This is a genomic window from Tunicatimonas sp. (assembly GCF_049647865.1).
In the GTDB taxonomy this organism is placed as follows: domain Bacteria; phylum Bacteroidota; class Bacteroidia; order Cytophagales; family Cyclobacteriaceae; genus Tunicatimonas.
In genome coordinates this window covers 1-1,711 of the sequence record NZ_JBARYM010000659.1, presented here as the reverse complement: position 1 = coordinate 1,711, position 1,711 = coordinate 1, and the positions used below count along the sequence as shown (strand labels likewise).

The 1,711-nt window shown below is 43.7% G+C and carries 2 protein-coding genes; both read right to left on the bottom strand.

The features are described from left to right. Positions 1-490, bottom strand: a 490-nt coding sequence (locus WBA23_RS19300; protein ID WP_424583916.1) for a DJ-1/PfpI family protein, incomplete at its 3' end; no start/stop codon positions are given. Between the two features lie 62 nt (positions 491-552). Beyond that, positions 553-1,711 (bottom strand): N-acetylmuramoyl-L-alanine amidase (locus tag WBA23_RS19295; protein ID WP_424583915.1); only part of this gene is annotated, 1,159 nt, incomplete at its 5' end.

Below are 1,711 nucleotides of genomic sequence, written 5' to 3'. Positions count from 1 at the left end.
CGTTTAAGATTCCGGCTTTAGCCAATACAAAGGCACCATCGCAGTGGGAGGTAACGAACTGGGCGTTTTCTGCCGCTTTACGCACAAACTCTAGCATCGCTTCATCTTCCAAATCAGTATCCAGGTGATGTTCAGCACTAGGGACTACCAGAATATCAATCGCTGGAAATTCATCTTGAAGATAATTGTAGTCCGGCAAAATTCGCATTCCTTCAAAGGTGGTGACTATTTCAGTAGTATTAGCTACCGTAAATACGCGCATAGGCTTAATCTCCTCACGAAAAATGGTGTGCTGAAAAATATCGTAGGGAGCCGTAAGTTCGGTGTTGTATACCCCATTCATAATCAGCAAAGCTACGTTGTAGGCATTTTGTAAAGTATCGGTCGAAGCGGAGGTGTTTTCAGCAGTAGCGGGTTGCGTTGGATCACATCCTAAGTTACCTAAGCTAAGTGCTAAAAATACAATTGGTAGGGACAGCAGTCGTCGCATATTCTTTGATCTGGATTCGTAACTAGCCCGAAAGTAGCAAAATTAAAAGACTTCGAGAACGACTATTTCTTCTGAATCTCAGTGAGCGTTTGTATGATTTGAGAAGCCAATTGTCGCTGATTTTTTTCGGAAGCCAAGAACGCTGATTCTTGCGGATTGGACAAAAACCCCAGATTAAGCAGTACTGATGGACAGGAAGCAGTTTTCAACACTAGAAAATCGGCTTGTTTTACCACACTTTTCCCAGCTTCGGTGAGCGTAATATTTTGGATAAATTGCTGGCTATATTCTTCCGATAAGCTGCTCTGAGGATTCTTTGCGGAATAGTAGGCTTCCAAGCCTTGCTGATTCTGATCATCGTGTTGACCAATATGCAACGAAAGAAATAAATCGGCCTCGCTCTGATTGGCTACTCCTACCCGATCGGCTAAAGAGATAGGGTCATCCCCCTGGCGAGTGTAAATTAACCGAAGCGAAGAAGTTGACGCTAGTTCGTCCATGGCTTGAGCAATAGCCAGCACTATGTCTTTTTCCTGATGTTGCTTATTGGTAGTGCCGGTATCGCGCCCACCGTGTCCGGCATCAATCACTACCGTAAATACCGAATCGTTGGGGTGATAGTCCGACTGGTTAGATTGACTCGTGAAGGAGGTTATAACAAAAAAGCCCACTAGTGCTAGTGCGGTACAACCTAATTTATTCGCAAAAACAAAGGCAGAAGAAGAAGAACGTTGCATCATAAGAATTCGGTGTTTGGTTAAAGAATATCGGAAGCCACTACCCAAATGTGGATAGGAACCACGGTGTATAAAATCTAATAATGTATGACTATAAGATGAAGCCGGAGATATCTGGTTTATTACATAGTTATCGGCGCAAAACTCATGGTTCGCTACTAGCTCTCGACGATACAACCACAGTAGCGGATGAAACCAGAAGAAAATTAGAATCAACTCAATAAATAGGATATCTAGTGTGTGTCCGTGGCGAACGTGCAGGTACTCATGCTGAATAACCTCTTCAGGAATCTTACCCTGATTATATTCTTCTCTATTCACCACCACGTACCGACCAAAGCTGAACGGAGCAGTTGATTGCTTTACTAAGCGAAGCTGTACTTTACCAGTGGCTTGAGAAGTAGCGTTAGCCAACAACTGGTACATTATCCGAAGATGCCTGGCGTAGCGAATAGCCATTCCAATTGTACCGGCTCCATAAACT